This is a genomic window from Streptomyces smyrnaeus, from assembly GCF_017676345.1.
In the GTDB taxonomy this organism is placed as follows: domain Bacteria; phylum Actinomycetota; class Actinomycetes; order Streptomycetales; family Streptomycetaceae; genus Streptomyces; species Streptomyces smyrnaeus.
Genome location: NZ_JAFFZM010000005.1, coordinates 125,262 through 149,018, shown reverse-complemented (window position 1 = coordinate 149,018; position 23,757 = coordinate 125,262). Strand labels below are relative to the sequence as shown.

General features: G+C 70.7%; 23 protein-coding genes. 11 read left to right on the top strand and 12 right to left on the bottom strand.

The annotated features are described in order from the left end of the window. Positions 1–17: 17 nt before the first annotated feature. The gene (locus JW613_RS10345) at positions 18–1,400 is read right to left on the bottom strand and encodes a glycine--tRNA ligase (RefSeq protein ID WP_185016809.1); all 1,383 of its coding nucleotides are present in this window, start codon (positions 1,398–1,400) and stop codon (positions 18–20) included. A 205-nt stretch (positions 1,401–1,605) separates the two neighbouring features. On the opposite strand from JW613_RS10345, the gene JW613_RS10340 reads away from it, so the two are divergent. From JW613_RS10340 to JW613_RS10325, 4 genes are all read left to right on the top strand, one after another. After that, positions 1,606–2,631: a metal ABC transporter substrate-binding protein gene (locus tag JW613_RS10340; protein ID WP_209210412.1), complete on the top strand. Its 1,026-nt coding sequence runs from the start codon at positions 1,606–1,608 to the stop codon at positions 2,629–2,631. A 12-nt stretch (positions 2,632–2,643) separates the two neighbouring features. Further along, entirely contained in the window at positions 2,644–3,447 is an 804-nt protein-coding gene (locus tag JW613_RS10335; protein WP_209210411.1) for a metal ABC transporter ATP-binding protein, read from the top strand. After that, positions 3,444–4,403 carry a metal ABC transporter permease gene (locus tag JW613_RS10330; RefSeq protein ID WP_209210410.1) on the top strand — a complete coding sequence of 320 codons (960 nt, stop codon included), beginning with the start codon at positions 3,444–3,446 and terminating at the stop codon, positions 4,401–4,403. The genes JW613_RS10335 and JW613_RS10330 overlap by 4 nt, the downstream gene beginning before the upstream one ends. A gap of 107 nt (positions 4,404–4,510) precedes the next feature. After that, the gene (locus JW613_RS10325) at positions 4,511–4,924 is read left to right on the top strand and encodes a Fur family transcriptional regulator (protein WP_209210409.1); all 414 of its coding nucleotides are present in this window, start codon (positions 4,511–4,513) and stop codon (positions 4,922–4,924) included. Between the two features lie 74 nt (positions 4,925–4,998). Here the strand turns inward: JW613_RS10325 and JW613_RS10320 are convergent, their stop codons facing one another. Next, a complete protein-coding gene (locus JW613_RS10320) occupies positions 4,999–5,793 on the bottom strand; it encodes a TetR/AcrR family transcriptional regulator (RefSeq protein WP_209210408.1) in 795 nt (264 codons plus the stop codon). 120 nt (positions 5,794–5,913) lie between these two features. On the opposite strand from JW613_RS10320, the gene JW613_RS10315 reads away from it, so the two are divergent. Both JW613_RS10315 and JW613_RS10310 read left to right on the top strand, forming a co-directional pair. Continuing rightward, the gene (locus JW613_RS10315; protein WP_209210407.1) at positions 5,914–6,855 is read left to right on the top strand and encodes an ATP-binding cassette domain-containing protein; all 942 of its coding nucleotides are present in this window, start codon (positions 5,914–5,916) and stop codon (positions 6,853–6,855) included. Further along, positions 6,848–7,603 carry an ABC transporter permease gene (locus tag JW613_RS10310; RefSeq protein ID WP_209210406.1) on the top strand — a complete coding sequence of 252 codons (756 nt, stop codon included), beginning with the start codon at positions 6,848–6,850 and terminating at the stop codon, positions 7,601–7,603. Before JW613_RS10315 ends, JW613_RS10310 begins: the two co-directional genes overlap by 8 nt. Positions 7,604–7,610: 7 nt before the next feature. Here the strand turns inward: JW613_RS10310 and JW613_RS10305 are convergent, their stop codons facing one another. Next, entirely contained in the window at positions 7,611–8,264 is a 654-nt protein-coding gene (locus JW613_RS10305) for a TetR family transcriptional regulator (protein ID WP_209210405.1), read from the bottom strand. Between the two features lie 149 nt (positions 8,265–8,413). On the opposite strand from JW613_RS10305, the gene JW613_RS10300 reads away from it, so the two are divergent. Beyond that, entirely contained in the window at positions 8,414–8,575 is a 162-nt protein-coding gene (locus tag JW613_RS10300) for a hypothetical protein (RefSeq protein ID WP_099880638.1), read from the top strand. A gap of 2 nt (positions 8,576–8,577) precedes the next feature. Further along, positions 8,578–8,850, top strand: a complete 273-nt coding sequence (locus JW613_RS10295) for a DUF4190 domain-containing protein (RefSeq protein ID WP_209210404.1) — start codon at positions 8,578–8,580, stop codon at positions 8,848–8,850. A gap of 9 nt (positions 8,851–8,859) precedes the next feature. On the opposite strand, the gene JW613_RS10290 is transcribed toward JW613_RS10295, so the two are convergent. The 8 genes from JW613_RS10290 to leuA all read right to left on the bottom strand — a co-directional run bounded on the left by JW613_RS10290 (position 8,860) and on the right by leuA (position 19,181). Continuing rightward, a complete protein-coding gene (locus tag JW613_RS10290) occupies positions 8,860–9,693 on the bottom strand; it encodes an isoprenyl transferase (protein WP_099880650.1) in 834 nt (277 codons plus the stop codon). Between the two features lie 63 nt (positions 9,694–9,756). Then, entirely contained in the window at positions 9,757–10,515 is a 759-nt protein-coding gene (gene recO, locus JW613_RS10285; protein ID WP_099880661.1) for a DNA repair protein RecO, read from the bottom strand. Between the two features lie 30 nt (positions 10,516–10,545). Next, positions 10,546–11,271: a response regulator gene (locus tag JW613_RS10280; protein ID WP_209210403.1), complete on the bottom strand. Its 726-nt coding sequence runs from the start codon at positions 11,269–11,271 to the stop codon at positions 10,546–10,548. Continuing rightward, complete coding sequence (locus JW613_RS10275; RefSeq protein ID WP_209210675.1) at positions 11,268–12,551, bottom strand: sensor histidine kinase; 1,284 nt, start codon at positions 12,549–12,551, stop codon at positions 11,268–11,270. The genes JW613_RS10280 and JW613_RS10275 overlap by 4 nt, the downstream gene beginning before the upstream one ends. Before the next feature lie 99 nt (positions 12,552–12,650). Further along, the gene (locus JW613_RS10270; protein WP_209210402.1) at positions 12,651–14,789 is read right to left on the bottom strand and encodes an MMPL family transporter; all 2,139 of its coding nucleotides are present in this window, start codon (positions 14,787–14,789) and stop codon (positions 12,651–12,653) included. A gap of 158 nt (positions 14,790–14,947) precedes the next feature. Beyond that, complete coding sequence (locus JW613_RS10265) at positions 14,948–16,312, bottom strand: GH1 family beta-glucosidase (protein WP_209210401.1); 1,365 nt, start codon at positions 16,310–16,312, stop codon at positions 14,948–14,950. Between the two features lie 86 nt (positions 16,313–16,398). Then, positions 16,399–17,067 (bottom strand): TerB family tellurite resistance protein, encoded by a 669-nt coding sequence (locus JW613_RS10260; RefSeq protein WP_209210400.1) that lies wholly within the window; start codon positions 17,065–17,067, stop codon positions 16,399–16,401. A gap of 317 nt (positions 17,068–17,384) precedes the next feature. Next, on the bottom strand, positions 17,385–19,181 hold the full coding sequence (gene leuA, locus JW613_RS10255; protein WP_209210399.1) for a 2-isopropylmalate synthase: 1,797 nt from the start codon (positions 19,179–19,181) through the stop codon (positions 17,385–17,387). A gap of 458 nt (positions 19,182–19,639) precedes the next feature. Between leuA and JW613_RS10250 the strand changes: the two genes are divergently transcribed. After that, positions 19,640–20,737 carry a M4 family metallopeptidase gene (locus JW613_RS10250; RefSeq protein ID WP_185016816.1) on the top strand — a complete coding sequence of 366 codons (1,098 nt, stop codon included), beginning with the start codon at positions 19,640–19,642 and terminating at the stop codon, positions 20,735–20,737. A gap of 77 nt (positions 20,738–20,814) precedes the next feature. Next, positions 20,815–21,093 (top strand): protealysin inhibitor emfourin, encoded by a 279-nt coding sequence (locus JW613_RS10245; protein ID WP_209210398.1) that lies wholly within the window; start codon positions 20,815–20,817, stop codon positions 21,091–21,093. 106 nt (positions 21,094–21,199) lie between these two features. Here the strand turns inward: JW613_RS10245 and JW613_RS10240 are convergent, their stop codons facing one another. Continuing rightward, a complete protein-coding gene (locus JW613_RS10240; RefSeq protein ID WP_209210397.1) occupies positions 21,200–21,991 on the bottom strand; it encodes an HAD family acid phosphatase in 792 nt (263 codons plus the stop codon). A gap of 229 nt (positions 21,992–22,220) precedes the next feature. Between JW613_RS10240 and JW613_RS10235 the strand changes: the two genes are divergently transcribed. Further along, on the top strand, positions 22,221–23,552 hold the full coding sequence (locus JW613_RS10235) for a glucarate dehydratase family protein (protein WP_209210396.1): 1,332 nt from the start codon (positions 22,221–22,223) through the stop codon (positions 23,550–23,552). The last annotated feature ends 205 nt before the right edge of the window (positions 23,553–23,757 follow it).

Below are 23,757 nucleotides of genomic sequence, written 5' to 3'. Positions count from 1 at the left end.
GATGGAGCTGGTGCCGGTCAGCAGCCGATCAGACGGCCGGCCAGATAGCCCTCGATCTGGTCGAGGGAGACGCGCTCCTGCTTCATCGTGTCGCGCTCGCGCACCGTGACGGCGTTGTCGTCGAGGGTGTCGAAGTCGACGGTGACGCAGAAGGGGGTGCCGATCTCGTCCTGGCGGCGGTAGCGGCGGCCGATGGCGCCCGCGTCGTCGAAGTCGATGTTCCAGTGCTTGCGCAGCGTCTCCGACAGGCCGCGGGCCTTGGGCGAGAGCTTCTCGTTGCGGGAGAGCGGCAGCACGGCGACCTTGACCGGGGCCAGCCGCGGGTCGAGGCGCATCACGGTGCGCTTCTCCATCTTGCCCTTGGCGTTGGGCGCCTCGTCCTCGATGTAGGCGTCGAGCATGAAGGCGAGCATCGCGCGGTTGACACCGGCCGCCGGCTCGATGACGTACGGCGTCCAGCGCTCACCGGCCTCCTGGTCGAAGTACGACAGGTCGTGTCCTGAGGCCTTGGAGTGCGCGGTGAGGTCGAAGTCGGTGCGGTTGGCGACACCCTCCAGCTCGGAGAACTCGCTGCCGCCGAAGTTGAAGCGGTACTCGATGTCGGCGGTCCGCTTGGAGTAGTGGGAGAGCTTCTCCTTCGGGTGCTCGTACCAGCGGATGTTCTCCTCGCGGATGCCCAGGTCGCGGTACCAGGCCCAGCGCTGGTCCATCCAGTACTGGTGCCATTCCTCGTCCTCGCCCGGCTTGACGAAGAACTCCATCTCCATCTGCTCGAACTCGCGGGTGCGGAAGATGAAGTTGCCCGGCGTGATCTCGTTCCGGAACGACTTGCCCATCTGCGCGATGCCGAACGGCGGCTTCTTGCGCGAGGTCTGCTGGACGGCGGCGAAGTTGGTGAAGATGCCCTGCGCGGTCTCGGGACGCAGGTAGGTGACCGAGCCGGAGTCCTGGGTGGGGCCGAGGTGGGTGGACAGCAGCCCGGAGAACTGCTTGGGCTCGGTGAAGCCGCCCTTGTTGCCGCAGTGCGGGCAGTTGATGTCGGCCAGGCCGTTCTCCGGCTCGCGGCCGTGCTTGGCCTCGTACGCCTCGGTCAGGTGGTCGGCACGGAAGCGCTTGTGGCACGAGGTGCACTCGGTGAGCGGATCGGTGAAGGTGGAGACATGGCCCGACGCCTCCCAGACCTCGGGGGCCAGAATCACCGACGAGTCGATGCCCACCACGTCGTCGCGCGAGGTGACCATGGAGCGCCACCACTGGCGCTTGATGTTCTCCTTCAGCTCCACGCCCAGCGGCCCGTAGTCCCAGGCGGCACGCTGACCACCGTAGATCTCACTGCACGGGTAGACGAAGCCACGGCGCTTGCTGAGGCTGACAATTGTGTCGATCTTGTCGGCGGCCACGGTGCTCTCTTCATTGACGACGAGACGGAATACCCCAGATTACTGGGGCCCGTAGGGGGCGCGGCAAATCGGTTCCGGATTCGACCCGGCTGCCGTCCGGAGTCTTCGGGACCGTCCCGGATCATCCCTTCGAGGAGGGCGGCGTGATCACGGAGCGCGAAGCTTTAGTTGACAATCGTTTCCAATTCGGATGAAAATGAGTGTCATGAACACCGGTCCCCGCCCTCGTCGGCTCATACGCACCAGCGCGGCGCTCAGCGCTCTCGGTCTCGCCTCCCTCAGCCTCGCCGCCTGCGGCAGCGACAGCGGCGGCAGCGGGAAGGTGCGGGTGGCCGCGTCCTTCTACCCGATGGCGTATCTCGCACAGCAGATCGGCGGTGAGCACGTCGAGGTCGAGAACCTCACCAAGCCCGGCACCGAACCGCACGACCTGGAGCTGAGCCCGAAGCAGACCGGCCAGCTCAGCGAGATGGACGTGATCGTCTACCTCAAGGGGCTGCAGCCCGCCGTGGACGAGGCGGTCGAGCAGTCGGGCGTCAAGAACATCGCCGAGGCCACCTCCTACACCACGCTGGAGAAGCACGGCACCGATGTGCACGGCGAGGAAGGCCACGACGAGCACGGGCACGGCGAGCACGGCGAGAAGGGCCACGACGAGCACGCCGAAGAGGGCCACGACGAGCACGAGGGCCACGACCACGGCGACGACGCGGCGGGCGACCCGCACATCTGGCTCGACCCGGTGCGCTACGCCGAGGTCGCCAAGGGGGTCGGCAAGCAGCTCCAGAAGGCCGACCCCGACCACAAGGCCGAGTACAAGAAGAACACCGCGGATCTCGTCTCGCGCCTCGAGAAGCTCGACAAGGACTTCAAGAGCGGTCTGAAGAACAAGAAGACCGATACCTTCATCACCACGCACGCCGCCTTCGGCTACCTCGCCGAGCGGTACGGTCTCCATGAGGAGGCCGTCGCCGGCATCGACCCGGAGTCGGAGCCCAGCGCCTCCCGGATGAAGGAACTGCACAAGGTCGCCAAGAAGGACGACGTGGACACCGTCTTCTTCGAGAACAACGCGAGCGACAAGACCGCCAAGACACTCGCGGGCGACCTCCGGCTGAAGACCTCGGTACTCAGCCCTCTGGAGAGCATCAAGGACCCGAAGAACGACGACTACTTCTCCGTGATGCACCAGAACCTGACCGCGCTCAAGACGGCGCTCGGCGCACAGTGAGGACGTAGAGGCATGACCAGGACGACAGCGGCCTCGCAGGACGGTGCCGCGATAGCCGGGGCCCCGCCCGCCGTCACCCTGCGCGGCGCCACCGCCTCGCTGGGCGGGCGCCCCGTGCTGCGCGGGGTGGATCTGACGGTGGGGCGCGGCGAGACGGTCGCGCTGCTGGGGGCCAACGGCTCGGGCAAGTCCACCACCATCCGCGCCGTGCTGGGGCAGGTGCCGCTCACCGGGGGCGAACTGGAACTGTTCGGTACGCCCTTCGCCCGGTTCCGGGACTGGCGGCGGCTCGGCTATGTGCCGCAGCGCTCCACCGCGGCGGCCGGCGTCCCGGCGACGGTGCGGGAGGTCGTCTCGGCCGGCCGGCTGGCCCGGCGCCGCTTCCGTCCACTGGGCCGCGAGGACAAGGCCGCCGTACGGCGCGCCCTGGAGCTGGTCGGCATGGCGGACCGGATGCGGGAGCCGGTCGAGTCGCTCTCCGGCGGACAGCACCAGCGGGTGCTGATCGCGCGGGCCCTGGTCGCCGAGCCCGAGCTGCTGATCATGGACGAGCCACTGGCGGGCGTGGACGTCGCCAACCAGGAGGTACTCGCCGAAACCCTGCGCCGACAGGTGGACCAGGGCACCGCCGTACTGCTCGTCCTGCACGAACTCGGCCCGCTCGCACCGCTGATCGACCACGCCGTCGTACTGCGGGACGGGCAGGTCGAGCGGGTGGACAACCCCGACCGGCTGCACGACCTGGCCTGCCACCCGCACGGCTCCGTACCCGCCGCCGAGGCGGCACCGAAGATCGAGACGGGGTTGCTCTCATGATCGAGATGCTGGACTACGCGTTCATGCAGCGCGCGCTGCTCGCCGCGCTGCTGGTCGGCGTCGCGGCGCCCGCCGTGGGCATCTACCTCGTGCAGCGCCGTCAGGCGATCATGGGCGACGGTATCGGGCATGTCGCGCTCACCGGTGTCGCGCTGGGCTTCCTGCTGAGCACCAACCCGGTGTGGATGGCCGTGCTCGTCGCCTCGGTGGGCGCGATCACGATGGAGCTGATCCGCTGGTACGGCAAGGCCCGGGGCGACATCGCGCTGGCGATGCTGTTCTACGGCGGCATGGCGGGCGGCGTCATGATCATCAATCTGTCGCCGAACGGCTCCAACGCCAACCTCACCACCTACCTCTTCGGCTCCATCACCACCGTCTCCCCCGAGGACCTGACCGCCATCGTCGGGCTGTCGGTCTTCGTGCTGCTCGTCTCGCTCGGGCTGCGCCGGCAGCTGTTCGCCGTCTGCCAGGACGAGGAGTTCGCCCGGGTGACGGGGCTGCCGGTGCGGCTGCTCAATCTGCTGCTGGCCGTGACCGCCGCCGTGACGGTCACGGTGGCGATGCGGGTGGTCGGACTGCTGCTGGTCAGCGCGCTGATGGTGATTCCGGTGGCCGCGGCGCAGCAGGCCACCCGCGGTTTCGCCGCCACGCTGGGGCTCGCCATGGGCTTCGGCGTCGCGGTCACCCTCTCCGGCACGGTGACCTCCTACTTCGCCGATGTGCCACCCGGCGCCAGCATCGTCGTCCTGGCGATCGTGCTCTTCGGCCTCGTCACGGCGCTGGCCGCGCCACTGGCCAGGCGCAGGTTCCGCGGCGGGAGCAGGGGCGGAGAACAGGCCGTCTCCCGGGGGAAGACTGTCCCCGAGGGGGATGGAGAGGGCACCCTGGTAGCGGACGGGAAGCACAGCGCCGCCGACGGCACGGGGCAGGTGGATCGCCCGAGCAGGGTGTAATACCCGCCTGCCGGAAGCGCCTGGCACAATGGGTGGCCGCGAACGCCGCACCGACCCGGAGTCGCCTCGGCGCCTCCCCGGAGCCGACGAACGTAAGGAGCCAGAGCGTGACCACCGCAGGTCCCCCTGTACGCGGCCGGTCGACCCGGCAACGCGCCGCCGTCTCCGCGGCACTCGCCGAGGTCGAGGAGTTCCGCAGCGCGCAGGAACTGCACGACATGCTCAAACACCGGGGCGACTCGGTGGGGCTCACCACGGTCTACCGCACCCTGCAGTCCCTCGCGGACGCGGGCGAGGTGGACGTGCTGCGCACGGACGACGGCGAGGCCGTCTACCGGCGGTGCCACAGCGACGACCACCACCACCATCTGGTCTGCCGCGCCTGCGGCAAGGCCGTGGAGGTCGAGGGTCCGGTGGTGGAGAAGTGGGCCGCCTCCGTCGCGGCCGAGCACGGGTTCGTGAACGTGGGACACACCGTGGAGATCTTCGGGACCTGCGGGGAGTGCGCCGCCGCCGGGTAGACGCCGTAGGACTCCCCGGATTCGCGAGGCCTCCCGGATCCACGCCTCGTCGGGAGGCGGTTTTCAGCCATGATTCAGCGATTCCGCGCCGAAATGCGGGCCTCGATTCCGTCCAGGATGACGGACAGGCCGAACTCGAATTCAGCCGTGCCCTCCGTGTCGGCGGCTTCGGCGGCGTCTGCCAGTTCGCCGGAGGCCAGGAGCGCGCGGATGGCCGGGAAGTCTCCGGTCGCGGTGAGTTCGGACAGCAGGCCCCAGTAGCGCTTCTCCACATCGCTCCACTCGGTGCCGCTCGCACGGGTCGCCTGGTCGATGTCCGCGTGGAGGGCGACATCGCTGCGGACGTAACCGCTGATGGTGACCATGACGCCCAGCTTCTCCTCGGCGTCCAGCCCGGTGGCTGCCAGCTGGGCGAGCGCGTACTCCATCCACTCCACGTTGTGCCGGGACAACGGTGGGGAGCCGATGGGGATACGGACGATCCACAGGTGACGCAGTAGGACGGCACGGTAGGCGCGGGCCCAGTGCTCGATGCCGGGACGCCAGCCCTCCCCGGACGGTGGGCCCGCGGGCGGGGTGCCGATGGCCGCGTCCTCCATGAGGACCAGCAGTTCCTCCTTGCTCGCGACATAGCGGTAGAGCGCCATCGTCGAGACGCCGATCTCGGTGGCGACGCGGCTCATGGACACCGCGGCCAGCCCCTCGGCGTCGGCGACGCCGATGGCTGCGGCGACGATCCGCCGCACGTCCAGCGCGCGTGCCGGGCCCTTGCCGGGCCGCTCCTTGAGCCCCCAGGCGGCGGCCACGCCTGCCGGGAGCCCGTCGAGGGGTCGCTGCTCGCCCGGCGTCCGCTGCTCCCGCTCCACCATCGTGAGCCGTCCCGCCCTTCGGGTTGCCTTCCACCACTCGGAACGTGTATAGCATACGCAGTAGAGTTTATGGCATACGCAGTAGCGCGTATCCGATACACAGAAGAGGGGGGACGTGCCATGCACCGAGCGCCAGAGGCGGAGTGGGCGATACGAACGCGGGGGCTGAGCAAGGCGTACGGCTCCGTACAGGTGCTCGCGGGGCTCGATCTGCAGGTGCGGCGCGGCAGCGTCTTCGCCCTGCTCGGACCGAACGGGGCGGGCAAGACCACCACCGTCCGCATCCTGGCGACGCTCACCCGGGCCGACGCCGGGCAGGCCACCGTGGCCGGGCACGACGTGCTGACGGCGCGCTCCCAGGTGCGCCGCGCCATCAGCCTCACCGGGCAGTACGCGGCGCTGGACGAGGAGCAGACGGGCCTGGAGAACCTGCGGATGATGGCGCGGCTGCGCGGCCTGCCACGCGCCGCCTCCCGCGACCGCGCCCAGGAGCTGCTGGAGCGCTTCGCGCTCACCGACGCCGGGCACCGCCGGGTGTCGACGTACTCGGGCGGAATGCGGCGCAGGCTGGACATCGCCGCCGGGCTCGTCAGCGATCCGGAGGTGGTCTTCCTGGACGAGCCGACGACGGGACTCGATCCCCGCAGCCGCCGCACGATGTGGGAGACGGTCGGCTCGCTGACACAGGCAGGCGTGACCGTCTTCCTCACCACGCAGTACCTGGAGGAGGCCGACCAACTGGCCGACCGGGTGGCCGTACTGGACGGGGGCCGGGTGCGGGCCCAGGGCACGCCGGAGGAGCTGAAGAAGACGGTGACGGCCCAGCGCCTCGATCTGACGATGGCCGGGCGCGCGGCCTACACCCAGCTGGCCGGACGGCTGGGCGGCCGGGTGCTGCACCAGTCGCCGGAGGAGCTGGTGCTGGGTGTGGCGACCGACGGGAGCGCGGCGCATGTGCGGGCACTGCTGGACGAGTTGGACCCCACGCGCGAGCAGGTCGCGCGCTTCGCGGTGCACAACGCCACCCTCGACGACGTCTTCCTGGAGCTGACCCATGAGTGATCTCACGGCTTACCCGGTGCTGGCGGGCCGGTCCATCCGGCTGACCCGGCGCAACCTGGACGCGGTGCTCACGGCACTGGTGCTGCCGGTGATGCTGATGCTGGTGTTCGTCTACTTCTTCGGTGGCGCCATCGAGACGAGCACCGGGAAGTACGTGACCTATGTGGCGCCCGGTGTGCTGATCCTGTGCGCCGGATACGGCGCCTCGATGACGGCGACCACCGTCTCCAACGACATGACGAACGGCATCATCGACCGCTTCCGCTCCATGGACACCAGCCCCACCGCCGTACTGACCGGACATGTCGCGGCGAGCGTGGCCCGCAACGCGGTGGCGACGTCGGCGGTGCTGGCCGTCGCCTTCGCGATCGGGTTCCGGCCGCAGGCGGGGCCGGCCGGCTGGCTGGCGGCCAGCGGCATCCTGCTGCTCTACATCACCACGCTCTCCTGGCTGGGTGCCGCGGCCGGGCTGCTGGCCAAGACCCCCGAAGCGGCGGGCGGTTTCACCTTCGCCATGCTCTTTCTGCCCTATCCCAGCAGCGCCTTCGTGCCGATCGACACGATGCCCGACTGGCTGCACGGCTTCTCCGACAACCAGCCGGTGACCCCCGTCATCGAGTCCCTGCGGGGCTTGCTGCTGGACCAGCCCGCCGGCAACAGCCCCTGGCTGGCACTCGCCTGGTGCCTGGGGCTGCTGGCGGTGACGCTGCCGGTGTGCGGGGCGCTGTTCCGGCGGCGCATCGGCTGACCGGGGCTCAGGGGGCGGGGGTCGCCGCGTCGGAGATCCAGTGCCGGCGGCCGAAGCTGATGAGGCGGAGCTGGCGGCGGGCCGTGTGCGCGACGGCCTCCTCCGACGGCCCCTCCCCCAGGGCCGCGTCCAAGAAGGCGGAGGCGGTCATCACCATGTGGTCGACGTAGGTCTCGCCCAGCATCCGCAGATCCTCGGCGCTCCAGCCCCGGGAGACCTCGTCGCGGGCGAGCACCTCGGCCACCTCCGCGGCGAACCGGTCGAGCTGGGAGCCGATGGCGGTCCGCACGGCGGCCACCCCGCCGTGCCGCTCGCGTACCACGAAGCGGATGTGCTCGGGGTGCTCGCGCACGAAGCGGGCGATGGCGTCGACGAGGTGATCGATGCGCTCGCCGTCGTCGCTGCGTTCGGTCAGTCCCGCCCGTATCACCGCGTGCAGGCTGCCCAGCGACTCCTCGACCAGGGCGACGCCCAGGTCGGCCACGTCCCTGAAGTGCCGGTAGAAGGCGGCGGGCGAGATGCCCACGGCACGGGTGATCTCGCGCAGACCGATACTGCTGAGGCTCTGCTCCTCCAGCAGCGCCAGACCCGCGTCCAGGAGCGCACGGCGCGTTCGGGCCTTCTTCAGGTCCCGTTGCGTGTGGGGGGTGCTGCTGCTCATGTTCTCAGTAAACAGTTGTGCGCCGAGCGCCGCAATACTGTAGCCTCGAACTCAGTGAACAGTTGTCACGACACTTGTTCACCGAACTTGATGCACGCAACGCACGCACGACGACCGCCGACACGCAACGAGTTGGGAGAGAGGAACAGATGATCTTCCTCGTCGCCGCGTTCCTCCTGCTGGGCGTACTGGTGGGCCCACCGGCCCAACTGCCGCCCGAGGTGACCCTCTCGGCAGCCGCGGTCATCGCCGCCTGGCTGCTGGTCTTCACCGTCCGCGAACGCACCCGCCGCAACCGGCCGAGGAGTTGACCATGAGCACTGTGCTGCTCCGCAAGGGTCGCACCCGCGTCGAAGACGCCGACGACATGGCTGTGGCCTCGTTCATCATGGGGCTGGTCGGGCTGCTGGTCTTCAACATCGTCCTCGGCCCCTGCGCCCTGGTACTGGGCGGACTGGCCCTCGCCCGCGGCACCACGCGCCGCGGCCGCGCCCTGCTGGGCACGGCACTGGGCGCCGCCGACCTGATCGTGCTGGCCGTACTGGTCACCGCGAACGGCACCGTCTCCTGGAACTTCGCGGGCTGAGGCGCCCCCTCACGCACCCTTGGCGGCGCCCTGTTCGCCCTCGTCGGTCCGCGCACCACCGAAGCGGCGGTCGCGCTGGGCGTACTCCAGACACGCCGCCCACAGGTCGCGCCGGTCGAAGTCCGGCCACAGCACGTCCTGGTAGACCATCTCCGCGTACGCGCTCTGCCATATCAGGTAGTTGGACGTCCGCTGCTCGCCCGACGGACGCAGAAACAGGTCCACGTCCGGCATGTCGCGGTAGTACAGATACTTCGCGAACGTCTTCTCGCTGACCTTGGCCGGATCCAGCCGGCCCGCCGCCACGTCCTCGGCGATACCGCGGGCCGCGTCCGCGATCTCGGCACGGCCGCCGTAGTTGACGCAGAAGTACAGCGTCATCGCGTCGTTGTCCTTGGTCTGCTCCTGGGCGACCTGGAGCTCCTGGACGACGGACTTCCACAGCTTGGGCATCCGGCCCACCCAGCGGATACGGATTCCCAGCGCGTCCATCTCGTCGCGGCGGCGGCGGATCACGTCCCGGTTGAAGTTCATCAAGAAGCGCACCTCTTCGGGTGAACGCTTCCAGTTCTCGGTCGAGAAGGCGTACAGCGACAGGTTCTTCACACCCATCTCGATACAGCCCTTGAGCACGTCCATCACGACGCCCTCACCGACCTTGTGCCCCTCCGTACGCGGCAGTCCCCGCTGCTTGGCCCACCGGCCGTTGCCGTCCATGACGACCGCCACATGGTTGGGGACCAGCTCGCCCGGGATCTTGGGCGGCCGGGCCCCCGAGGGGTGCGGGTCGGGCGTCGCGTACTCGCGCTGCTGCGACCAGGACAGCATTCCGCGGCGTGCCATCGGTACTCATCTCCAGCGGGCGGGACAGGGGAACAGTGCTGACCCGCCCGAGCCTAGCCGCTCCTAACCGCTGGTCGCCTGCCGGACATAGCGCAGGGAGCGCAGCCCCCGCTCCAGGTGCCAGTGCAGATACGCCGAGACCAGCCCCGAGCCCTCCCGGCAGTGCCGGGGCTCGGCGGCGTCCGCGGTCTCCCAGTCACCGGTCAGCAGGGCGCCCAGCAGCCGCAGCGCCTCCGGGGAGGGCACGACGCTGCCCGGCACCCGGCAGTCGCCGCACACCACGCCGCCCGACGCGACGGAGAAGAACCGGTTCGGCCCCGGCAGTCCGCACTTGGCGCAGTCCGCGAAGCTGGGCGCGTAGCCCCCCATCGCGAGGGAGCGCAGCAAGAAGGCGTCCAGTACCAGGCCCGCACCGTGCTCGCCTGAGGCGAGGGTGCGCAGGCCGCCGACCAGCAGCAGATACTGCTGCACATTCGGCTCGCCCTCGTGGTCGGTGAACCGCTCGGCGGTCTCCAGCATGGCCGTCCCCGCCGTGTAGCGGTCGTAGTCCGCCACGATGCCCCGACCGTAGGGGGCGATCGTCTCCGTCTGCGTACACAGCGGCAGACCGCGCCCCACCAGTTCGCTGCCCCGGGCGAAGAACTGCACGTCGACGTGGCTGAACGGCTCCAGCCGCGCCCCGAACTTCGACTTCGTCCGCCGCACCCCCCGCGCCACGGCCCGCACCCGGCCGTGCCCACGTGTGAGCAAGGTGATGATGCGGTCGGCTTCGCCCAGCTTCTGGGTACGCAGCACGATGCCGTCGTCACGGAACAGGGTCATGGGGGCATTCTCCCGTACCCGGCGCGGGGGTCAGGGGGCGGTGCCCGGCGTGATGAGACCGGACTCATAGGCGGCGATCACCAGTTGTGCGCGGTCGCGCACGGAGAGCTTGCCCATGATGCGGCTGACGTGGGTCTTGGCGGTGAGCGGGGACAGGGCGAGGGTCTCGGCGATCTCGGTGTTGTTGAGACCGCGCCCGACCAGGGCGAGGACCTGCCGCTCGCGGGCGGACAGGGCGCCCAGGGCCTCCGGGGACGGCGTGCCCGGGGCGTCCGGTCCGGGCGCCCGCAGCACCCGGGCGATGAGCCGGGCGGTCGGCCCCGGCGAGAGCAGCGCCTCCCCGGCAGCGACGGTGCGGATGGCATCCAGCAGCTCGGCGGGGCGGGTGTCCTTGACCAGGAACCCGGAGGCACCGGCCCGCAGCGCCTCGACCACGTGCTCGTCGGTGTCGTACGTGGTCAGGACGAGGACCTTCACACCGTCCAGATCCTCCTCGGCGGCGATCTGCCGGGTCGCCGAGATGCCGTCGAGGTCGGGCATCCTGATGTCCATGACGACCAGGTCCGCGCGGGCGGACCTGGCGAGTGCGACGGCTTCCCGGCCCGTCGCCGCCTCGCCCACCACGATCATGTCCTCGGCGGAGGCGATGAGCATGGCGAAGGCGGACCGCACCAGAGTCTGATCGTCCGCGAGCACGATGCGGATGGGGGCGGTGGTGCGGTCGTTGTGGCTGCTCGTTCGGGCGGTTTCCGTCATGGCAGGGCTTCTCCCGGTGCGGCAACGGACGAGGACGGTCGGGCGGGCAGCAGTGCGGTGACGGCGAAGCCGGGGCGGGGCGCGCGGGAGCCGACCTCCAGGCTGCCGCCGACGCTGCGGGCCCGCTCCCGCATCCCGGCGATACCGAACCCGCCGGGGCCGCCGGCCGCCTCCTCCCCCGCCGCGGCCTCCCCGGTGGCCGCGGCGGCGTCGCCTCCGCCGTCGTCGACGACGCTGACCCGCAGCGCCCCGCCCACCGCCTCCACCACGGCCCGCACACACACGGAGGCACCGGCGTGCCGTACGGCGTTGGTCAGTGCTTCCTGGACGATGCGGTAGGCGGCGGCGCCCACGGCGGGGGCGGGCGCCAGCGCGTGCGCCGAGTCGTGTACGGACAGCTCGACGTGCGCGCCCGCGTCGCACGCCGCCCGCGCCAGGTCCGGCAGCCCGGACAGACCGGGCAGCGGCTCCATCCCGTCGGCGTCCCCGGCGCGCAGCACCTCCAGCGTCGTGCGCAACTCGGCGCGTGCGCCGCGGCAGGTCTCGGAGATGCCCTCCAGGGATTTGGCGACCGCCTGACGGTCGAGCCGTTCGGGGTCGGCCATCAGCACGTGCGCGGCCACGGACGTCTGCACACCGATCAGGGTGATGCTGTGTGCGAGCAGATCGTGCAGATCGCGGGCGATACGCAGCCGCTCCTGCGCGACGCGGCGGGCAGCCTCCTCCTCGCGGGTGCGTTCGGCCCGCTCGGCGCGCTCGACCACGGCGGCCAGGTAGTTGCGGTGGATCCGCACCGTCTCGCCGAACAGCACGCACACCACGATCCATCCGGAGGAGCGCAGCATCTCGCTCAGTTCGTGGGTCCGGCCGGCGCTTCCCATGATCGTCGCCATGACGCCGACGATCGTGCCGAGAGTGGCGAACGAGCGCAGCGGCGGACCGGCGACGGCCATCGAGTAGAGCGCGATCAGCGCGCCGGGCACGGCGGCCGTGTGGACGTAGTCCTGCGCGTGGTACGGCCCGATGCACAGCATGATCCCCAGCACCGTCAGCCAGGGCGCGCGGCGGCGGGCGGCCAGCAGGGCACCGGAACAGGTCAGCAGGGCCCAGCCGAGAGGTGTGGGGAAGCGGCCGTCGGTGGGCGGGGCGGCCAGCACCAGCACGGTCTGCACGGCGCACACGGCCAGCGCGAGCAGCACATCGCGCCGGGTGACGGGCGCTCCTGGCTGTCGGGGCCGCAAGGAGCGCGCCACGATGGTGTTCACCGGATCCCGGGGCATTCGCACAGGCCCAATCCTGCGGTACGGGGCGGGGGTTGGGGCAGGGGGGTGCGGTACCCGGGCGACCGGGCCGCCGGGGTACCGCACCGGTGCGGGCCGTCACTCACGCCGGACGCCCTCGCTCTCCGTACGGAACAGCCGGCCCGGCCACCACATCCACCGCTTCAGCAACTGACTGGCCGAGGTGACCAGATACGTCCGCACCAAGAAGGTGTCCAGCAGCACGCCCACCGCGATGACCAGTCCCAGCTGAGCCATCAGCACCATCGGCAGCGTCGCCAGCACACAGAAGGTGGCGGCCAGCACGATGCCCGCCGAGGCGATCACCCCTCCCGTGGTGCGCAGCGCGGTGAGCGAGGCCTCGGCGACAGGCACACCGCGCAGCGACTCCTCACGGGTGCGGTGCATCAGGAAGATGCCGTAGTCGACACCGAGCGCGACCAGGAAGACGAACGTCATCAGCGGTATGCCCGGGTCGAGGCCCTCGAAGCCCAGCACCGGCTCGAAGGCCAGCCCGCCCAGGCCCAGCGCGGCCCCCCAGGAGGCGACGACGGCGACCGTCAGGATGAGCGGCGCGACCAGGCTGCGCAGCAGGGCGATCAGAATGACCAGCACCGCCGCCAGCACCAGCGGGATCACCACCTTCCGGTCGTCCGCGTTGGTCTCCTGGAGGTCGAGCTGCTGGGCACTCGGCCCGCCGACGAGGGCCTCGGCACCCCGAAGGCCGTCCAGCTCGCCGCGCAGCCGGCGGATGGTGGCCATCTCGCCCGCGGACTCGGGCTTGTCCTTCGCGTACGCGGCCCACTCCGTCCAGCCGCCGCCGCTGCGCTCCTTCTCGACCCGTACGACGCCGTCGGTGCCGCGCACCGCCTGCTCGACCCGCGGGGCCGCGCCGGTGCGGGCCAGGACCGTCACCGGTCGGCTGCTGCTTTCGGGGAACGCCTTTTGCACCCTCTCCTGCGCGGCGACCGACTCGGGCTTCTCGGTGAAGGTGTCCTGTTCACGCAGGTCCCCCGGCAGCGCGAACACACCGAGGCAGAGCGTCCCCAGCAGCAGCGCGCCGCCCACCAGCACGGTGACCGGGCGGCGCCCCGCCGAGCTGCCCATGAAGGTGAACAGGGAGCGGCGGACCGTGGGGGTGCTGCCGAACGCGGGGATCAGCGGCCAGAACAGCCGCCGCCCCAGCAGTACGAGCAGCGCGGGCAGCAGCGTCATCATCGCGGCGAGCGCGCAGACGACGCCGATGGCGCCGACCGGCCCCAGCGCGTTCACGCTGTTCAGATCCGCCGCCAGCAGGCACAGCAGCCCGGCAGCGACCGTGCCGGAGGAGGCGAGCACGGCGGGCCCGCAGCCGCGCAGTGCGGCGACCATGGCCTCGAACGGCCTTCGGTGGACGCGCAGTTCCTCGCGGTAGCGCGAGACCAGCAACAGGGCGTAGTCCGTGCCGGCGCCGAAGATGAGCACCGTCATCACAGAGGTGTTCATCGTGGTGGCCGTCAGATCGAACGCCTGCACCAGGCCGTACACCAGCGCCCGGGACACCATCGCCGCCACCCCGACCACCAACAGCGGGACCAGCCACAGCACCGGGCTGCGGTAGGTGAGGATCAGCAGCACGGCGACGACCACGGCCGTGCCCAGCATCAGCGTCCCGTCGACGGACTCGAAGATCTCGCTGCTGTCCGCGGCCACCGCCCCCGGCCCGCCCAGCTCGACCGTCAGCCCGCTCGGCGGGTCCGCGATCCGGTCCCGGATACGGTGCACCGCCTCGTCCCGTACGTCCTCGTCCCCCATCCCCGTGAGGGAGAAGGCGGTCAGCAGGGTCCGGCCGTCCTTCGCCGGGACGGAGCGCGGCACAGCGCCGTCCTTCTCGCCCGCGAGGGTGTACGCGTCGGCGACCTGCCGCACCTGAGCGCGGGCCAGCTGTCGGTCCGCAGCCGTCAGACCGCCTTCCCGGTGGTGTACGAGCAGCAGGGCGCTGGTTCCGCCGCCGGGCAACTGCTCCACCAGGTGCTGCACGCGGGTGGAATCGGCACCGCCGGGCAGATAGTCGGTCGGCTTGTCACGTGTGACATCGGCGAGCTTGGCCGCGAACGGCACGGCGAGCACGAGGGCGACGACCCACAGGGCGACGACGCCCCACGGCACGGCGCGCTGCCGTCTGCTCCTGGTGGGCGGTGCCCCGGGCGGCGGTGCGGGCGCGTCCGCGCGCTCGGTCACTTCAGTAGCGGGTCCCATCCGGTTCCCCCTTTTTCCGTCGGGATGCTGGCTTGCGACCAGACTCGCCGCCCGACACCCCCGCTTCGTCGCCCCCCGGACCGAACCTCCGCTACCCCCGCAGGCGGCCCGCGGCCCCGGTTACTCCCCCGGTCGTACTCCCGCTGCGGGCCACCCCGTCAGCGGGGCCCCGCGGTACGCCGGGCCGCAAGTGCGCGGCGCAGCCAGTGGAAGGAGTCCTTGGGCGTGCGCTCCATGGTCGCGTAGTCCACGTGCACGAGGCCGAAGCGCTGTGTGTAGCCCTCGGCCCACTCGAAGTTGTCGAGCAGCGACCAGATGAAGTAGCCGCGCACATCGGCGCCTTCCGTGAGGGCGGTGTGCAGCGCACGCAGATGCGCGTCGAGGAAGTCGATCCGGCGGCCGTCGTGGGTGCGGTCCGGGTACGCGCAGCCGTTCTCGGTGATGAGCACCGGCGGCAGCCGGTCACCGTACCGTTCGCCCAGGGTGCGCAGCGTGTCGGTCAGCCCTTCGGGGACGACGGCCCAGCCGGACCCGGTGCGTTCCCGGCCGGGTGTCTCGTGGAGGGTGAACGGGACTTCGGCGGGGATGTCCACACCCGCGAACTTGCCGCCTTCTCCGCCCGCGCCGACCACGGTGGGCCGGTAGTAGTTGATCCCGTACCAGTCGAGCGGTTCGCCGATCGCCTCCAGGTCGTCCTCGACCGGTCCGGGCAGCAGCTCGGCCAACTCCTGGTCCGGGTAGCGTCCCAGCAGCAACGGGTCGGCGAACAGGTGATTGGTGAGGGTGTCGTAGAAGTCCGCTGCCCCGGTGTCGGCCGGGCTGTCGGACAGCGGCCGGACGGGACCGTGCGAGTTGGCGATACCGATGGAGTCCGCGCCGTTGGCCCGCAGCGCGCGGACCGCCAGCCCGTGCCCGAGCAGTTGGTGGTGCGCGGCGGGCAGCGCGTCGAACAGCAGCCGCTCGCCGGGCGCGTGGACGCCGAGACCGTAGCCGAGCAGGGTCAGCTCGGCCGGTTCGTTGAGGGTGATCCAGCGGTTCACCCGGTCCCCGAGGCGGGCGGCGACGATATCGGCGTAGTCGGCGAACAGGTGCGCCGTCTCCCGGCGCAGCCAGCCGCCGCGCTCCTCCAGCGCCAGCGGGGTGTCCCAGTGGAAGAGGGTGGGCACCGGCTGGATACCGGCCTCGCACAGCGTGTCGACGAGCCTGTCGTAGAAGTCCAGCCCCGGTCGGTTGAGCTGTCCACCGCCCGAGGGCAGGACGCGGGGCCAGGAGAGGGAGAACCGGTAGGCGTCGACGCCCAGTTCGCGCAGCAGTGCCACGTCCTCGGGCCAGCGGTGGTAGTGGTCGGTGGCGACGGCGGCGTCGCTGCCGTCCTTGATCCGACCGGTACGGCGGGTGAAGGCGTCCCAGGCGCAGGGCCCGCGCCCGTCCTCGGCCGATGCGCCCTCGATCTGGAAGGCGGAGGTGGACACACCCCACAGGAAGCCGTCGGGGAAGGCGGGCAGCGGCTGATGGCTCGTCATGCCGGGAGCCCACCAGCACCCCCGCCCCGAGTCAATGCCGCGGGCGGCCCCGCGACCGGCCACCGAGGGAGCGGGTGGCGAGCGCGTCAGGAGGGGGTGCGGGCCTGGACCAGCAGCCGGTCCACGTCCTCGGCGCCGATCTCCAACGCCCGGCCGATGGTGGCCAGCACCTCACGCTCGGCCGAGCAGTACACCCCGTCGGCGAGTGCGATCCGCGCCCCCTGCAGCAGCAGGCTCTCCCGCCCCGGCACGGCCAGGTGCGGGGTGAGCGGGGCGAGCACCTCGTGCAGCTCGATCTCCAGGGTGATCCTGCCGTGGCCGTGCTGTCTGCTCTCCGCGGTGAGGGCGGCCAGCAGCGCGGTCAGCTTCTCCTCGGTGCAGCCGGGGAACCCGGCCGCCCGAACCGTCTCGGCGGCCGTCTCGCGCGCGGCGCGCGCGTCCGAGCCGCCCGCGGCCAGCACGGCGAGCGCCACGCTGTGCACCGCCTCGCGCAGCATGCCTGCCAGCCGGGAGGTGGTGGGCCGGTCCAGGGTGTCGGCGCCGAAGTGGCCGCGGCAGGCGACGCATTCGACGACGGGCCCGGCCGGACCGCGCGGGAGCAGCGGGACGCCCAGAACGACGAAGCGGCGCCGCCCGGTCCGTCTGCGGTAGCGGCGGTCGCCTCCGCAGTCGGGGCAGAAGAAGTCGCCGTCATCGAGGGTGCGCCAGCTCGTGCGGACCCCTGCGAGACGTACACGGAAGGGTCGTTGGCGCATGGCCTCGCACCTCCATCACGATTCGGCAACGTCGCCGGGTGACGTGATATTAACCACAGCCGGGCGCCGGAGACAGCCCCTGGGAAGTTTTTCAGCCCCCGCACCCCTCTCCTACCCCCGACTCCGGCCGGCCGACGCGCAAGACGCGCGCCCCGACAGGGGCGCGGGGAACTGCGCTCCCCCAGCCTTCGGCCGGGAGGTGCCCCCACAGCCACCGCGGACGGACAGCCCGCAGACGACAGCAAGGGGCACCCCCTCACCGGTACAAGCCGTGGCGGGCCACCACCGAAACGGCGGCCTGCCACGGCGTACGCGGCTCAGCCCCGATACGCGCGGTTCACCGCCGAGACCGCCGCCTTGATGGAGGCCCGGACGATGTTGGCGTCGATGCCCACGCCCCACAGCACCTGCCCGTCGATGGCGCACTCGATGTAGGCGGCGGCCTGGGCGCCGACACCCTCGCTCATGGTGTGCTCCACGTAGTCGAGCAGCCGTACGTCCACGTCGATGGCGTGCAGCGCGTCGAAGAAGGCCGCCAGCGGGCCGTTCCCGGTGCCGCTGAGCACCACCGGCTCGCCGTCGACCACCGCCTCGACGGTCAGCGCGTCGGCGCCCTCGCTGGTGGTGGAGGTCTGCGCGCCGCGCAGCGCGATGCGGCCCCAGCTCTTCCCGGGGGTCGGCAGATACTCGTCCTGGAAGGCGGCCCAGATGTCGGCGGGCGTGACCTCGCCGCCCTCCGCGTCCGTCTTCTCCTGGATGATCCTGGAGAACTCCACCTGCATCCGGCGGGGCAGATCCAGGCTGTGCTCGCCCTTGAGGACGTAGGCGATGCCGCCCTTGCCGGACTGCGAGTTGACGCGGATGACGGCCTCGTAGGAGCGGCCCACGTCCTTGGGGTCGATCGGCAGGTAGGGGACGGCCCACTCGACGTCGTCCACGCTCTTGCCGGCCTCGGCCGCGCGGGCCTCCATGGCGTCGAAGCCCTTCTTGATGGCGTCCTGGTGGGAGCCGGAGAAGGCGGTGTAGACCAGGTCGCCCACGTACGGGTGGCGCGGGTGGACCTCCATCTGGTTGCAGTACTCGTAGGTGCGACGGATCTCGTCGATCTGCGAGAAGTCGATCATCGGGTCGACACCCTGGCTGAACAGGTTCATGCCCAGCGTCACCAGGTCGACGTTGCCGGTGCGCTCGCCCTGCCCGAACAGACAGCCCTCGACACGGTCGGCGCCCGCCATCACGGCCAGCTCGGCGGCGGCCACCGCGGTGCCGCGGTCGTTGTGCGGGTGCACGGACAGGCACACGTGCTCACGGCGGGACAGCCGGCGGCCCATCCACTCGAACCGGTCGGCGTGGGTGCTGGGCGTGGAGCGCTCCACGGTCGCGGGCAGATTGAGGATGATCTCGCGGCCGTCCTCGGGCTGCCATACGTCCATGACGCCCTCGCAGACCTCCAGCGCGAAGTCCAGCTCGGTGTCGGTGAAGATCTCCGGGCTGTACTGGTAGCCGAAGACGGTGCGGTCGTCCAGCAGCTTCTCGGCGTACTCCAGCACCAGCCGGGTGCCGTCCACCGCGATCTGCTTGACCTGGTCGCGGGTGCCGCGGAAGACGACCTCGCGGAAGACGGGGGCCGTCGCGTTGTACAGGTGCACCGTGGCGTGGTGGGCGCCCTTCAGCGACTCGACGGTCCGCTCGATCAGCTCCTCGCGGGCCTGGGTGAGGACGGAGATCGTCACGTCCTCGGGGATCGCGTCCTGTTCGATGATGGAGCGTACGAAGTCGAAGTCGGTCTGGCCGGAGGAGGGGAAACCGACCTCGATCTCCTTGTAGCCCATCCGGACCAGCAGGTCGAACATCTCCCGCTTGCGGGCCGGGGACATCGGGTCGATCAGCGCCTGGTTGCCGTCCCGCAGATCGGTCGACAGCCAGCGCGGCGCCTTGGTGATCCGGTTGTCGGGCCAGGTGCGGTCGGGCAGGTCGACGGCCTCGTACTGCCCGTACCGGTGGACCGGCATACCGGAGGGGCGCTGGCGTACCGAGGCGGCGGTCAGCGGGGTGGCGCGCCCGATGGGGGCCTGCGTCGAGCGGGCAGGTCGGGTGGGCTGCTGGGATGTCATGGCGTTCAGGCTCCTGGTGAGGTGGCTGTTCCAAGACCGACGACAGCACCGAACTCCGCGGGGAGGGGGTCGGCCTTGCGGTGGCTACAGACCCTCGCCGCGGCAGCTAAGAAGAAGCAGCCCGAAACGCATGATGTTCGCAGCATAACGGAGGTCCGGCGGGCTCTCAGTGGCGTATCACCATGCGGGATACCGGAAGGCGGCAGCGGGACACGGGTGCCGGGTGCCGGAACGCGGAGGAGGGGGCGGGCGAGGGCGGGCCCGGTGGCGGAGGTGACAGCGGAGCGTGACGGCGAAGCCCGACGACTGACGGCGGTCACCGCGCGTGACCGGAGGCGTGCGCCGATATCGGAGAAGTGGACGAAAAAGGGCATCACGCTACCCGGTTCAACACCGTTTTGCGCGAATCATCGCCGCAACCGGTGACAGCTCGGTAACGGAGTGCCACATTGCTCTGTATGAACGCACATCGCGCGCACTCACCGCAGACCCATCCCGTCTTCTGCACGATCGTGCCTCCACACCTCCTCGACCAGGTATCCAGGAACAGCGACGAGGTTCTCTCCCGGCCGGCGCGGCGCACGTTGGAGCGGGACGCGACCCAGCGCACCCGCCGCCAGATCACCACTGTGCGTCACGGCCTGCTCTCCGCAGCCCCCGTGGCGCCGGACATCGACCCCGCGGACCGCAAACCGCAGCGCACCATCTCCGACGCGGAGAACAAGGAGACGCTGCCCGGCAAGACGGTGCGCGAGGAGGGCAGCGAGCCCGTCCAGGACGCCTCGGTCAACCGCGCCTACGCGGGCCTGGGTGCCACCTTCGAGCTGTTCCTGAGCGTCTACGACCGCTACTCGATCGACGGCGCGGGGCTGGCCCTGGACGCGACGGTGCACTACGGCGAGGAGTACGCCAACGCCTTCTGGGACGGCGAGCGCATGGTGTTCGGCGACGGCGACGGCGAACTCTTCCGGGATTTCACCCTGCCGGTGGACGTCATCGGCCACGAGCTGACCCACGGCGTGACCCAGTACAGCGCCAATCTGGAGTACCAGGGCCAGTCCGGGGCGCTCAACGAGTCGGTCTCCGACGTCTTCGGCGCCCTGATCAAGCAGCACAGCCTGGGCCAGAGCGCACAGGACGCGGACTGGCTGATCGGCTCCGGGCTGTTCACCGACCGGGTGGAGGGCCAGGCGCTGCGCTCGATGAAGGCACCCGGCACGGCCTACCACGACGACGTGCTCGGCAAGGACCCGCAGCCGGCGAAGATGGAGGACTACGTCAACACCGGCGCCGACAACGGCGGGGTGCACATCAACTCCGGCATCCCCAACCATGCCTTCTACACCCTCGCCATGGAGCTGGGCGGCAACGCCTGGGAGCGCGCCGGCCAGATCTGGTACGACACCCTCACCGGCGGTTCGCTGCAGCCGGACACGGACTTCGCGACCTTCGCCACGGCGACCACCGAGGCCGCCAAGTCCCGCTACGGCGACGGCAGCGACGAGCACGAGGCGGTACGCAAGTGCTGGTCCGAGGTGGGTGTGACCGCGAGGTGACAGCTCGCTGACGTCCTCGTCCCGAAGCAGTCCCTGCGGTACTTAACGTGCGGCCGGATTGCCGGGAAGATGGACGTATGCGTATCACTGTCATCCGCACGGGTGGCTTCGGCGGGCTCACCCGCCGCGCCACCCTTCAGACCGCGGGCCGGCCCGACGCCGAGGAACTCGCGCACCTGGCCGACCAGGCGGTGCGCGAGGGCCTCGGCGAAGCGCCGATGGGCGTGCCCGACGGGTTCCACTACGAGGTCAGGGTGGAGTCCGAAGGCTCCGCCGCCACCGCCCACTTCGCCGACCCCAAACTCACCGAGGCGCAGTCGGCGCTGGTGAGAAAGGTGCTCAAGGAAGGAGCGTGAGCGGCCTGCCCCGGCCCCGTGCCCCGCTTCCGGCAGCCGTGCGGGCAGCGGCCCGGGCAACCGGCGCGGGCAGCGGTCCGAGCCGGTGCGGGCAGGTGGTATCCGGTCAGGGCAGGTAGTACATGGGGTTGGGCAGCTTGACCTTCCGGTCGGCGTGCCCGCCCTTGAGGTCGCTGTACTGGTCGCCGAAGTTGGCGAGGATGTCGTAGCCCTGCTCCTCGATGTGCTTGCGGGTGCCCGACTTGTACTCCACGGTCGTGCAGTCGCTGCCGCAGTCCAGGTAGGGAGGCGGGTGCTCCTCGTTCTTGAGGAAGAAGTGCTTCTTGTCGACCGGGTTCTTGTAGCCGACCTTCTTGAGGTTCCGCACGCTCCAGTCGCGCTGGTACTCCTTGCGCCCGGTCACCAGGAACACCGTGATGCCCTTGCTGTCGGCCCAGTTGACGAGCTTGCGCATCCCGAAGACCGGGTCCATGTTCTCGGTGCGCAGATAGTCGTCCTGCGCCTCGGGGGTGAAGTGGTAGCCGATCTTCCGCTCGAAGTTGTAGGTCAGCAGCGTGGTGTCGTCCACGTCGAACACGACGGCGGGCTTGTTCTTCGAGCCGCCCCCTGAGCGGTGTGCGCGCAGGTCCCGTTCGAGGTTCTTGCGGGCCTTGGCCGCGATGCGGCGCGTCTGCTGGGCGTAGTTGCTGTGCGGAGAGGCGTAGTGCTCGCCGTCCGATGTCTCGATGTCGCCGTAGTACGCCTCGATTCTGGTCTTCACCTGATCGAGGTTGGGAATCTCCTTGTCGGTCCTGGGCACCGCGTGGTCGGCCATCGCCTGACCGACCCCGAAGAGTGCCGAGCCCGCCACGGCGGCGACGGCCACCAGGGGCAGAACAGAACGGAGAGAACGGGGCATGGCGCGGCTCCTCGCAGCGAGTTGGCAGGGGCATGAGAACCCGGAGAAGGTCCCCGGGAACGTAGCAGCGCAGCCAACCGCACATCTACGCGCGGAGATTCAACGCTGGGCAAAACCTGCGCCACGGACTCGGCACCCTTGACCCCGCTTTGTTCAGCTCCTTAATCTCCGTACGCATACATAAACATCGGTAGGACCGGACGGCACCGGGCCGGAAGCGGGAGCCAGCATGAGCACGCGCGTGAAGGACCTGACCATCACCGGCGTACATCTCACCCCCGTGCTCGTCGCCGACCCGCCGCTGCTCAACACCCAGGGCGTGCACCAGCCGTACACGCCACGGCTGATCGTCCAGATCGAGACGGCGGGCGGGGTCACCGGGGTCGGCGAAACCTACGGCGACACCAAGTACCTCGATCTCGCACGGCCGCTGGCCGCGGCACTCCCCGGAACATCGGTCAGCGACCTGAACGGACTCGCGTTGCGGGCCGGTCAGGTGGCGGTCGCCGAGGAACGGGTCGAGGACGGTGTCGACGTCGGCGGCCTGCGCGGCACCCAGACCGCCGGGAAACTGCGGCTGTCGGTGCTGTCCGGCTTCGAGGTCGCCTGCCTGGACGCGCTCGGCCAAACGCTCGGCCTGCCCGTGCACGCGCTCCTGGGCGGGCAGGTGCGCGAGCGTGTCGAATACAGCGCCTACCTCTTCTACCGCTGGGCTGACCACCCCGCCCGCGCCTGCCGACCCGGCGCCGCGCCGGAACCCGCCGGCGAGCCCGACGAGTGGCAGGCCGCGCTCGATCCGGCGGGCATCGTCGCGCAGGCCCGCCGGTTCGTGGACGAGTACGGCTTCGGCTCCTTCAAGCTCAAGGGCGGCGTCTTCCCGCCCGAGGAGGAGATCGCCGCCGTCCGCGCCCTCGCCGACGCCTTCCCCGGCCGGCCGCTGCGGCTGGACCCCAACGGCGCCTGGTCGGTGGAGACCTCGCTGCACGTGGCGAACGAACTGCGCGACGTACTGGAGTACCTGGAGGACCCGGCGAGCGGCACCCGGGCGATGGCGCGGATCGCCGCACACGCCGGCGTGCCGCTGGCGACCAACATGTGCGTCACCACCCTCGAAGAGATCCCCGAGGCGTTCACCAGCGGCGCCGTCCAAGTGGTGCTCAGCGACCATCACTACTGGGGCGGGCTGCGCGCCACCCGCGAACTCGCCGCGATCTGCCGCACCTTCGGCGTCGCCCTGTCCATGCACTCCAACACCCACCTGGGCATCAGCCTCGCCGCCATGACCCACGTCGCGGCCACCGTGCCCGACCTCGACCACGCCTGCGACAGCCACTACCCCTGGCAGACCGAGGACGTCCTCACCGAGCGGCTCGTCTTCCGCGACGGCTGTGTGGACGTCTCCGACGCCCCCGGCCTCGGCGTCCAGCTCGACCACGACCGGCTCGCAGCCCTGCACGAGCGCTGGCTGGCCGACGACGGCACGCTGCGCGACCGCGACGACGCGGCAGCCATGCGGGTGGCCGACCCGGAGTGGGTCACACCCTCCGTGCCCCGCTGGTGACAGCCCGCGCCCGGCGGCCGCCACGAGCGTGCACCGGGGGCCTCGCCCGCCGTTCACCCCGCCGTTCCGCTCGCCGTTCTCCCCGCCGCTCGCGCCCGTGATCCCGTGGGGTGGAACACCGCCGCACGGGCCCCGGCCCCGGCCCGGGAGGCACTATGGTCGGTGGCACGCCGCACGGTTGGTGGCAGCCGCCGGTGGTACGCCG

Bases quoted from the DNA above. Each gene is read 5' to 3' on its own strand.
- JW613_RS10340 (WP_209210412.1), top strand. From the start codon at position 1,606: ATGAACACCGGTCCCCGCCCTCGTCGGCTCATACGCACCAGCGCGGCG.
- JW613_RS10335 (WP_209210411.1), top strand. From the start codon at position 2,644: ATGACCAGGACGACAGCGGCCTCGCAGGACGGTGCCGCGATAGCCGGG.
- JW613_RS10330 (WP_209210410.1), top strand. From the start codon at position 3,444: ATGATCGAGATGCTGGACTACGCGTTCATGCAGCGCGCGCTGCTCGCC.
- JW613_RS10320 (WP_209210408.1), bottom strand. From the start codon at position 5,793: ATGGTGGAGCGGGAGCAGCGGACGCCGGGCGAGCAGCGACCCCTCGAC.
- JW613_RS10315 (WP_209210407.1), top strand. From the start codon at position 5,914: ATGCACCGAGCGCCAGAGGCGGAGTGGGCGATACGAACGCGGGGGCTG.
- JW613_RS10310 (WP_209210406.1), top strand. From the start codon at position 6,848: ATGAGTGATCTCACGGCTTACCCGGTGCTGGCGGGCCGGTCCATCCGG.
- JW613_RS10305 (WP_209210405.1), bottom strand. From the start codon at position 8,264: ATGAGCAGCAGCACCCCCCACACGCAACGGGACCTGAAGAAGGCCCGA.
- JW613_RS10300 (WP_099880638.1), top strand. From the start codon at position 8,414: ATGATCTTCCTCGTCGCCGCGTTCCTCCTGCTGGGCGTACTGGTGGGC.
- JW613_RS10295 (WP_209210404.1), top strand. From the start codon at position 8,578: ATGAGCACTGTGCTGCTCCGCAAGGGTCGCACCCGCGTCGAAGACGCC.
- JW613_RS10290 (WP_099880650.1), bottom strand. From the start codon at position 9,693: ATGGCACGCCGCGGAATGCTGTCCTGGTCGCAGCAGCGCGAGTACGCG.
- recO (WP_099880661.1), bottom strand. From the start codon at position 10,515: ATGACCCTGTTCCGTGACGACGGCATCGTGCTGCGTACCCAGAAGCTG.
- JW613_RS10280 (WP_209210403.1), bottom strand. From the start codon at position 11,271: ATGACGGAAACCGCCCGAACGAGCAGCCACAACGACCGCACCACCGCC.
- JW613_RS10275 (WP_209210675.1), bottom strand. From the start codon at position 12,551: ATGCCCCGGGATCCGGTGAACACCATCGTGGCGCGCTCCTTGCGGCCC.
- JW613_RS10270 (WP_209210402.1), bottom strand. From the start codon at position 14,789: ATGGGACCCGCTACTGAAGTGACCGAGCGCGCGGACGCGCCCGCACCG.
- JW613_RS10265 (WP_209210401.1), bottom strand. From the start codon at position 16,312: ATGACGAGCCATCAGCCGCTGCCCGCCTTCCCCGACGGCTTCCTGTGG.
- JW613_RS10260 (WP_209210400.1), bottom strand. From the start codon at position 17,067: ATGCGCCAACGACCCTTCCGTGTACGTCTCGCAGGGGTCCGCACGAGC.
- leuA (WP_209210399.1), bottom strand. From the start codon at position 19,181: ATGACATCCCAGCAGCCCACCCGACCTGCCCGCTCGACGCAGGCCCCC.
- JW613_RS10250 (WP_185016816.1), top strand. From the start codon at position 19,640: ATGAACGCACATCGCGCGCACTCACCGCAGACCCATCCCGTCTTCTGC.
- JW613_RS10245 (WP_209210398.1), top strand. From the start codon at position 20,815: ATGCGTATCACTGTCATCCGCACGGGTGGCTTCGGCGGGCTCACCCGC.
- JW613_RS10240 (WP_209210397.1), bottom strand. From the start codon at position 21,991: ATGCCCCGTTCTCTCCGTTCTGTTCTGCCCCTGGTGGCCGTCGCCGCC.
- JW613_RS10235 (WP_209210396.1), top strand. From the start codon at position 22,221: ATGAGCACGCGCGTGAAGGACCTGACCATCACCGGCGTACATCTCACC.